Origin of the sequence: Mesorhizobium sp. B2-3-5, from assembly GCF_006442395.1 — a bacterium.
Lineage (GTDB): Bacteria > Pseudomonadota > Alphaproteobacteria > Rhizobiales > Rhizobiaceae > Mesorhizobium.
The window spans coordinates 524,766-532,451 of the sequence record NZ_VFVX01000001.1; the positions used below are offsets into that span (position 1 = coordinate 524,766).

General features: G+C 61.4%; 12 protein-coding genes, 1 tRNA gene and 1 pseudogene. 5 read left to right on the forward strand and 9 right to left on the reverse strand.

The genetic code is table 11. From position 1 onward, the window contains the following. Nucleotides 1–79: 79 nt before the first annotated feature. Nucleotides 80–913 carry a universal stress protein gene (locus tag FJ958_RS02705; RefSeq protein WP_140739059.1) on the reverse strand — a complete coding sequence of 278 codons (834 nt, stop codon included), beginning with the start codon at nt 911–913 and terminating at the stop codon, nt 80–82. An 82-nt stretch (nt 914–995) separates the two neighbouring features. Then, nucleotides 996–1,739 (reverse strand): competence/damage-inducible protein A, encoded by a 744-nt coding sequence (locus FJ958_RS02710; protein WP_140739062.1) that lies wholly within the window; start codon nt 1,737–1,739, stop codon nt 996–998. Between the two features lie 211 nt (nt 1,740–1,950). Here FJ958_RS02710 and FJ958_RS02715 point away from each other — a divergent pair, with 211 nt between their 5' ends. Continuing rightward, complete coding sequence (locus FJ958_RS02715) at nt 1,951–2,166, forward strand: alpha/beta hydrolase (RefSeq protein ID WP_246679464.1); 216 nt, start codon at nt 1,951–1,953, stop codon at nt 2,164–2,166. A gap of 122 nt (nt 2,167–2,288) precedes the next feature. Further along, nucleotides 2,289–2,573, forward strand: coding sequence for a hypothetical protein (locus tag FJ958_RS02720; RefSeq protein ID WP_140739065.1), 285 nt, complete (start codon nt 2,289–2,291; stop codon nt 2,571–2,573). Between the two features lie 102 nt (nt 2,574–2,675). On the opposite strand, the gene FJ958_RS02725 is transcribed toward FJ958_RS02720, so the two are convergent. The 3 genes and pseudogenes from FJ958_RS02725 to FJ958_RS02735 form a co-directional block, all read right to left on the reverse strand. Next, the gene (locus FJ958_RS02725; protein ID WP_140607517.1) at nt 2,676–2,915 is read right to left on the reverse strand and encodes a DUF2188 domain-containing protein; all 240 of its coding nucleotides are present in this window, start codon (nt 2,913–2,915) and stop codon (nt 2,676–2,678) included. Between the two features lie 30 nt (nt 2,916–2,945). Continuing rightward, nucleotides 2,946–3,225: pseudogene (locus tag FJ958_RS02730) on the reverse strand (DUF982 domain-containing protein). A 144-nt stretch (nt 3,226–3,369) separates the two neighbouring features. Further along, nucleotides 3,370–4,473, reverse strand: a complete 1,104-nt coding sequence (locus FJ958_RS02735; RefSeq protein WP_140739067.1) for an NADH:flavin oxidoreductase/NADH oxidase — start codon at nt 4,471–4,473, stop codon at nt 3,370–3,372. A gap of 159 nt (nt 4,474–4,632) precedes the next feature. Here FJ958_RS02735 and FJ958_RS02740 point away from each other — a divergent pair, with 159 nt between their 5' ends. Both FJ958_RS02740 and FJ958_RS02745 read left to right on the forward strand, forming a co-directional pair. Beyond that, a complete protein-coding gene (locus tag FJ958_RS02740; RefSeq protein ID WP_140739070.1) occupies nt 4,633–5,211 on the forward strand; it encodes an NUDIX domain-containing protein in 579 nt (192 codons plus the stop codon). A 271-nt stretch (nt 5,212–5,482) separates the two neighbouring features. After that, nucleotides 5,483–5,794: a hypothetical protein gene (locus FJ958_RS02745; RefSeq protein ID WP_140739072.1), complete on the forward strand. Its 312-nt coding sequence runs from the start codon at nt 5,483–5,485 to the stop codon at nt 5,792–5,794. A gap of 187 nt (nt 5,795–5,981) precedes the next feature. On the opposite strand, the gene FJ958_RS02750 is transcribed toward FJ958_RS02745, so the two are convergent. Next, nucleotides 5,982–6,227 (reverse strand): hypothetical protein, encoded by a 246-nt coding sequence (locus tag FJ958_RS02750; protein ID WP_140739074.1) that lies wholly within the window; start codon nt 6,225–6,227, stop codon nt 5,982–5,984. 196 nt (nt 6,228–6,423) lie between these two features. On the opposite strand from FJ958_RS02750, the gene FJ958_RS02755 reads away from it, so the two are divergent. Beyond that, entirely contained in the window at nt 6,424–6,588 is a 165-nt protein-coding gene (locus FJ958_RS02755; protein WP_246679466.1) for a hypothetical protein, read from the forward strand. A gap of 66 nt (nt 6,589–6,654) precedes the next feature. On the opposite strand, the gene FJ958_RS32390 is transcribed toward FJ958_RS02755, so the two are convergent. The 3 genes from FJ958_RS32390 to FJ958_RS02765 all read right to left on the reverse strand — a co-directional run bounded on the left by FJ958_RS32390 (nt 6,655) and on the right by FJ958_RS02765 (nt 7,493). After that, nucleotides 6,655–6,786: a hypothetical protein gene (locus FJ958_RS32390; RefSeq protein WP_281406639.1), complete on the reverse strand. Its 132-nt coding sequence runs from the start codon at nt 6,784–6,786 to the stop codon at nt 6,655–6,657. 157 nt (nt 6,787–6,943) lie between these two features. After that, on the reverse strand, nt 6,944–7,237 hold the full coding sequence (locus FJ958_RS02760; protein WP_140739077.1) for a hypothetical protein: 294 nt from the start codon (nt 7,235–7,237) through the stop codon (nt 6,944–6,946). Between the two features lie 170 nt (nt 7,238–7,407). Next, nucleotides 7,408–7,493, reverse strand: a tRNA-Leu gene (locus tag FJ958_RS02765). Nucleotides 7,494–7,686: the final 193 nt, after the last annotated feature.

A 7,686-nucleotide genomic window follows, 5' to 3' on the forward strand; every position in this document is an offset into this window, starting at 1 on the left:
AGAAAACAGGGGAATGCGCGCGGAATTAACTGGAAACCCTTGGGTTTGGCAAGGGTGGTCACCAGCGATCGTTGTGGACTTATCGCGACAGGAAGGCCGCCACCTGCGCCGTGCGCAGTACCGTGCGCGTCACCCCGCCGAACAGAAGCTGGCGCAGCCAGGAGTGGCTGTAGGCGCCAAGAACCAGGAGATCGGCACCGCTCTCGGCGACCCTGTTCTGGATCATGTCATCGACCGACATGCCGCCCGATTTCTGCACCGAGACGCTGACGGTGGCGCCGTGACGTGACAGGGCGGAAGCGATCTCGGCACCGGCGGCCTCTGGGCTTTCGTCGAGCGTATCGGGCGGATCGATCACCAGTATGTCGGTTTTCTCGGCCTCGATGATGAAGGGCAGCGCGTCGAAGGCGGCGCGGGCGGCTTCCTTGCTGCCGTTCCAGGCGAGCAGCACGCGTTTGAAAGTGGTGATCAGCGGGCCGGCATGGGGCACCACCAAGACCGGCCGGCCGGCGTCATAGACCAACGTATCGACGTCGGCGCTGGGGTCGCCGCCGGTCTCGCGCTGGGCGGCGATGATGAGATCGGCGGCGCGCACGCTTGAAATGCCCGTCAGCGCGCTGTCGCCGGAAAAGCTCTCCAGGCTGCGCCACTCGAAGGAGAGGCCGGAATCCTCGATACGCCTGAGGAAGACGGCCTGGAGTTTGTTGGCCCGCTCGCGGTTCATGTCGGCCGAGACCTGCAGGAATTCGGTGTCCGGGAAGCCGGTCGCCGACGTGTAGGGCACCGGAAGCGCCTCGGCATGGATACCGGTCAAATGGCTCTGGAAGCGGGTGGCGAGCGGAATGGCACAGTCGAGCACGCGCTCGGCGTCCTGCTCGTTCTGCAGAATGGCAACGATGGTCTTGAAACGCATGATGACCCCTCAATCTTGCGAGCGCCGGAACTCGCAGGAAGGAAACGTCGCGGCGTCGTGCTTGGTTCCGGCCTGAAGCCGATCAGCCCGCCTTGCCGGCAAATCCCGCCACCATCGCCTCGACATCGGCGCGCGCGGCGTCGAGTGCCTCCTGGCTGCGGGCGCGAACGACCAGTTCAGTCCAGAACTTGCCATCGCCATATTTCGGATAGGAGCCGATGATCGTGTCCGGATGCGCTTTCTGGATCTCGCCCAACGGCCCGCCGACAAGGCCTTCACCGAAGGGGCAGTGCACCGCCGCCGACAGCATCTTCGTGCCGGTCTTCAGCGTCGGCACGACATTGTCGAGCATGGCCTGGAAGATCGCGGGCACACCGGCCATTACATGGACATTGCCGATGCGGAAGCCGGGCGCCACCGACACCGGGTTGTCGATATGGTCGGCGCCGCGCGGCATCCGCGCCATGCGTTTGCGCGCTTCTGTATATTCGATGCCGCGCGCGGCATAGCTCGCCTCCAGCATCGCATAGGCCTTGGCATCGTATTCGCAGGGCACGCCGAACGCCTTGGCTATCGAATCGGCGGTGATGTCGTCATGGGTGGGACCGATGCCGCCGGTGGTGAACACATAGGTGTAACGTGCGCGCACGGCATTCACAGCCGCGACGATCTCGTCTTCCTCGTCGGGGACGATGCGCACCTCCTTCAGGTCGATGCCAATCGCCGTCATGATGTCGGCGAGATGGCCGATGTTCTTGTCCTTGGTGCGGCCGGACAGGATCTCATCACCGATGACAAGCATGGCGGCGGTAACGATTTCGGGCATGGAGGCTCCGGCAAGACGGGTCGTCTGGGAAGGCGATGTCGCCTGAGATAGCGCGGCGCGCGGCCTGCGGCAATGCCACCCGGCCGGCGCTGTGTTTCGGCCGGCCGGCGGCGTCTGTATTCGCAATTTCAATGTGTCGACGGACGATCCCCTGGCCCGTTTCGATGCAAGCTTGCGGCCAGCCCATTTCCAGGCAACATCGGCTGATGTCGTGGCCATCGAACAGGATCCCGGCCGCATAGAGCAACGCTATGGCGAGATTGCCATGCCCACCGGCATCCTTTTTGGAACCGCCGACCGCGTGATTGGCATCCGCATCCACGGCCAGTCAATGCGAAGCAAGATCGAAAAGCTTGATTTCGAACATGTCGAAGGTGCCGGCCACATGCCGCAGTTCGTCGAACCGAAGCGGGTCGTGGTTTCATAGAGCGGATTGCAGCCCGTGCATTTCCATCACCGCGGCCTCACAACAATTTCAATGAACCATCCTGCTGATCGCCGGGTTTACCCCGTGTCGCACCCAAGGCGGCCAAGATACGGAGTGATTCAATGTATACGAAACTTCTCGCGGCGACGGTTCTGACAATCGGGTTCGCAACATCGGCGATGGCCCAGCCGTCGGACGGCACCTATTCCAGCCATCACAACTGGTGGCTGTTCGGCAATGAGGATTCCTCAGGCGTCGACCAGAGCACCACCGGAAGCATCAATGCGGATGGCACTGGGCTGAACAGCCTTGGCAACCCTGGTCCGGTCGGGCCTTGTGCGTCCAGCACCCCTGGTCCCGACGCCAATGCCGGACTGAACGTCAACGATCAGTACTGCGGCAAATAATTCCGCCGCGGGGCGGTTGCTGACCGCAGGACGTCGTCTCTCCTGACGTCCGCGGTCGGCACCCTGTCTTTTGTGCGGGCAAGTTTTTCTTCTGTTGGCAGCCTAGTCGGAAACCTCGGTCTGCGGCCGATCGCGGCCATCGGCCAATTCCTCGTGCCATTTGCCTTCGGCGTCCTCATACTGGATGCCGTCCGTGGCGCCCGCGACCTGTTGCTCGGCCGAAGCGATTTCGGCGGCGCGCAACGCGTCCTGGTGGGTGGGAAACGTCTCCGAGAAGGTCGAGCCGACCTTGTAGGCCCAGCCGCCGTCATGTTCGACGATCTTGTAAGTCAGCTTCGCCATTAAAAACCTCCGGTTGAAAGCTCCGCCTGCTCAATGCAGCCGGTCGTCGGACAGCCTGTCGTCGGGCACAAGCACTTCCGATTCCCTGGCGGCCTCGATCAGGTGCCCGTCGTGCATCCGCCGTCGAACGATAACCTTCCAGCACTTTGAGGCAAGTGTCGAGAGCATCACGGTGACGCGGGCCGCGATTGAGCGGCCAAACCGTCATCAGGCACTCCGCCGCCTCCTGGGTGCTGCGGATATGGCGATATTTGCCGACATGGCCAAGCTCGACCACCACAGGCGTTTCAAAGGGTTTGTTGTCCATCATGGCCGCAACGCAAAGCAGCCAATTTGGTTTCAAAAATGGCCCTCAGACTGCGCCTAAAAGTCGCGTCGCGTTTGCGACGCGACTTAAGTCTTTGTTTGATGCATGTCGTTGGCAGGCCGCGCCGGCATTGGGAGGTGGGATCGGTCAGCCCGCCGCCTTCATCCAGTGTTCCATCGTCGTCACCGAGCGGGCGAGCTGCGGCGCCGGACGGATCTTTTCGCTGAACGTTGCGGCCGCACGCCAACCCCAGCGCGGGTCGGCGAGGAAGGCGCGCGCCAGCGCCACCATGTCGGCGCGGCCCTCGGCGATAACAGCCTCGGCCTGCTTCGGATCGTCGATCAGGCCGACCGCACGGGTCGGTATGTCGGCGCCCTTACGCACGGCTTCCGCCAGGTGCACCTGATAGCCTGGGCCGGTGGGCAATTCCTGCAACGGCGAGTTGCCGCCGCTGGAGCAGCAGAGATAGGCGACGCCCTCGGCCTTCAGCGCTTTGGCCACCTCGATCGCGTCCTCGACGTCAAAGCCGCCATCGACCCAGTCCTTCACCGACAGCCGCGCGCCGAGCATCAGGCTCGGAGCTGCTTTCTTCACCGCCTTGGCGATCTCGACCGCGAGACGCATCCGGTTTTCCAGCGAGCCGCCCCAGCGGTCCGTGCGCTGATTGGAGAGCGGCGACAGGAACTGGAAGATCAGGTAGCCATGCGCGGCATGCAGTTCGATGAAGTCGAAGCCGGCGCGTTCGGCCCGCCTTGCGGCCTCCGCGAACCGCTCGATGAGCTGGAGGATCTCGTCGTCTTCCAGCGCACGCGGCACGTTCCAGCCGGTGTCGTAGGCTATGGCCGAGGCCGAAACGGTCTGCCAGGGATCTTCGTTTGGCTGCAACGGCCCGCCGCCTTCCCAGGGCTTGCGGTTCGAGGCCTTGCGGCCGGCATGGGCAAGCTGCGTGCCGAACTTGGTGCCCGGGGCGGCAACGCGTCTGGCTGCGTCCAGCGCCCGCCGCGCGGCGGCTTCATTGTCTTCGGAATAGAGACCGAGGCAGCCATGGGTGATACGCCCACGCCGTTCGACATCGGTCATCTCGACAGTGACCATGCCGGCGCCGGACATGGCCAGGTTCATCCAGTGGTAAAGATGCCAGTCGCTGGCCGAGCCGTCTTCGGCGGAATACTGGCACATCGGCGCCACGGCAATGCGATTGGGAAAGCTGAGCCCGTCGAGCGTGATGGGCTGGAAAAGCGATGTCGTCATGGAAGAAACTCCGGGGAGGGAACCTGCTATTTAGGCAACGGATATCCTCCATGCCACACACGAGAGAGTGAAACACCTGCTGGACCAATCGCTGGCCCGATTGCGCCGCAGCCGGTTCGCCGCTAGGGCTGCCTGTGCCAACAGCTCAGAGGGTATCCGATGGAAGACCGCGTTCGCATCCGCTCGGAAGAGGTTCTTTCCGACGATTGGGCGATCCTGAAGAAGACCGTGCTCGACTATCGCCGGCGTGACGGCCAGTGGGAAACGCAAATCCGCCAGACCTATGATCGCGGCGATGGGGCGGTGATCCTGCCATATGACCCTTTGCGTTCGACCGTGCTTCTGGTGCGCCAGTTCCGCTATCCCGCCTACGTGACCGGCCATCGTGAACCGCTGATCGAAGCCTGTGCCGGACTGCTGGATGAAAACGATCCGGAGACCGCCATCCGCAAGGAAGCCGAGGAAGAGCTCGGCTACCGCCTGAAGGATGTCGAGCGGCTGTTTTCGCCTTACATGAGCCCGGGCAGCGTCACCGAGCGGCTCTGGTTCTTCGTCGCCCGCTATTCGCCCGCCGACCGCATCTCCGCCGGCGGCGGCGCCCCGGAAGAAGGCGAGGACATCGAAGTTCTGGAAATGCCGCTCGACGAAGCGCTCGCCGGCATAACCGACGGCCGCATCGTCGATGCCAAGACCATCATCCTGATCCAGCATCTGAAGCTGAACCCGATCGCGGCTTGAGTCGCGTTCTGGCGCCTCGAGGCCGCTGCCCGACGATGGTGGGCCTTTTATGCCAACGCTACCGACATGAACGCTGACACGAACGATTTCTGAGGAGCAGCGGGCGCCGTCCGGCGCGCGCACCTGGCTCCTGCGAAGCGTCTTATATTAGCAATAAACGATATATTAATGGCTGTGATGCAGCTTTGAGACAGGGGAGGGGACATGTCCTCATCGACGTTCCGACGCGTCCTGGAGCGCCGGAAACGCTTGACCAATGCGGAGCAAACGCATGAGTGTCGGAGCAGCTCTCGAACAATTGCTGCGATTGATTCATCGCCGAGCCATGAGATTAGCGGCGTTGCCGGAGGATGAAAGGGATTCGCACTACGATCTCATCCGCCTGTCATGTTGCGCGGCCGCCGAGCACATTGGGCAGAGTCCCGACAAGGCAGCTCTCACCGCAAACGATATGGTTGAGTTTGTTCGCGCGCTGGTCGGAATCATTGAGGCGGGCGGTGGACCAGACCATGGGCGAAGCACCGATCAGCGGCCGCCGGTACGACATTTTGGTGGCCAAGGGAATGGCACCACAAGCATCTAACAAGCAGGGACGAACGTCACCGTATTCGGCACAGCAGAACATCACCATCAACAAGTTGAGTGATGTCACGGCGATCGCAGTTGCAGAGCCGCCGCCCCGGCAGAATCGCTTAGGGCATTGCAACCTGTCACAGACATCTCTGCCATAGCGGGGGTGGAGATGAGTAAGAAAGCCAGAGCTAGTCGCTTCATCGGTAGAGCTGCGCCTCGTTTCGAAATGCTTTGTCGACAAGAGTGTTGTTGGCAAACGCACCATCGACGTCGACGATCTCCAGGCTGATGGGTTTCTCGCCGGCCGAAGGATCCTCGGGGTCTTTGGTGTTGTCCTGCTTTTGTACCGGAGTGTTGACGAACACGCTTACATAGCCATCTGGCTTCAACTGTATATGCCCGTTGAGTTTGGCCTGATTTGCGATGCAGTTGACGATCGCCATGAGACGCCATTTTCATCGACGCCGGCAGCGCTCAACCCGGTGCTGTCGCTGGCAGGGATTCCAGTTAGAAATCCTTTCGTTGCGGCGACCCCTTCAAAAAAGGAGATCGCCAAATGGCCAGGAGCAAACCATCCAAACAGTTTTCCGAGGCGGAAATCGAGCGTTTCCTAAATTAGCGGCGGCCGAGGCGCTGCACTTGAGCATCGTGAAGCCATTTATATCGCGGCAGTGCAATCATTACCGCTCGATGCAAGACCTTCATGAGGCGCTGTTGAAGGCCGTGCGGGAAGTGACGGCAAAGGAGGTCGAGTTCATCCAGTGGAATACCACGGGGCCGGTGCGGCCGAGTGAACCCTTATGAGATCAACCCGCTACAGCGTGGCCTATGGCGATACCCAGGCCGATCGCGAGGCCTTGCGGACGCGTTTCAAACAAGCCCCGACGTTTGGATCAGGTGGGCAACTCGCATACCGAGGCGAATGGTGAATTCGCCTTGATTGGCGGCGAAGTCCCAGCCGAAAATTGCCGCCCAGCCAAAAAGCACAATGGAGAAGCGCATGCTCCAACTCTAAATTGGGCGCATTGAACAAACGTTAAGGTATGGATTGCGAACGTAGTACGGCGCTATTTCCGCAGCCTCACGCCCGCGCCGCCGTCTATCATCTCGCCATCGCCGAGGGGACGAACGCCACCGTAAGCCAACGGGAACGAAGCTCCTATTGCTCGTGCGGTACGACATAACTGCTCGTGACGGCGTCGTCGTCCAGGCCGCGAGTCACAAGAACCGTTGTAAGGCCGACCGATACGGCGCCGGTGACGGCCGCATCAACCAGGCGACATCGCCCAATGGTTTCGCCGTTCGGAGAACTTGCGAGCCTTTCCTTCAGTGAAGCCATGCACAGATCGAGCGATGCGTAAATTGTCGTCCCCGTGTCGATAGGTTTGCAGATGGAGGTCTCGCCCGGGCTGCACGAGAGCAAAACCATCACTGCCGCAGTTGCCGGATCCATTTTCTAAAATCTCCCTCGTTTTGACGAACCTCAACGTGGAAATGCAGCCTTCGTTTCGCTTCGGCTAAAAAACGAATTCGGATGGCCGTCTTTGGTCCGGCTACCCAGCCAGACTTTTTCAAGAGGGGCGAGCCTGTGCAGGGCAGCCGAATTTCGCTTTGGTTTCAACCTGGTGCGGACGACGGGAATCGAACCCGTACGATCAGAGATCGAGGGATTTTAAGTCCCTTGCGTCTACCAATTCCGCCACGTCCGCAGGCCAGCCCTTTTCAGATGCCAGACACAGGCCGTCAAGTCATGTTCTGGGCTGTCGAACGCGCGATCCAGAGGAGGGGGCGTGGCGATACTGGCGCGATCGCGGAATTATCCGTGGCGCAGGCATTGCTAAACATCCTCGCGGCGGATTTGATCCGCCAAGGCCGGCGCCTCTCAGGCCCACCCCATTCCCC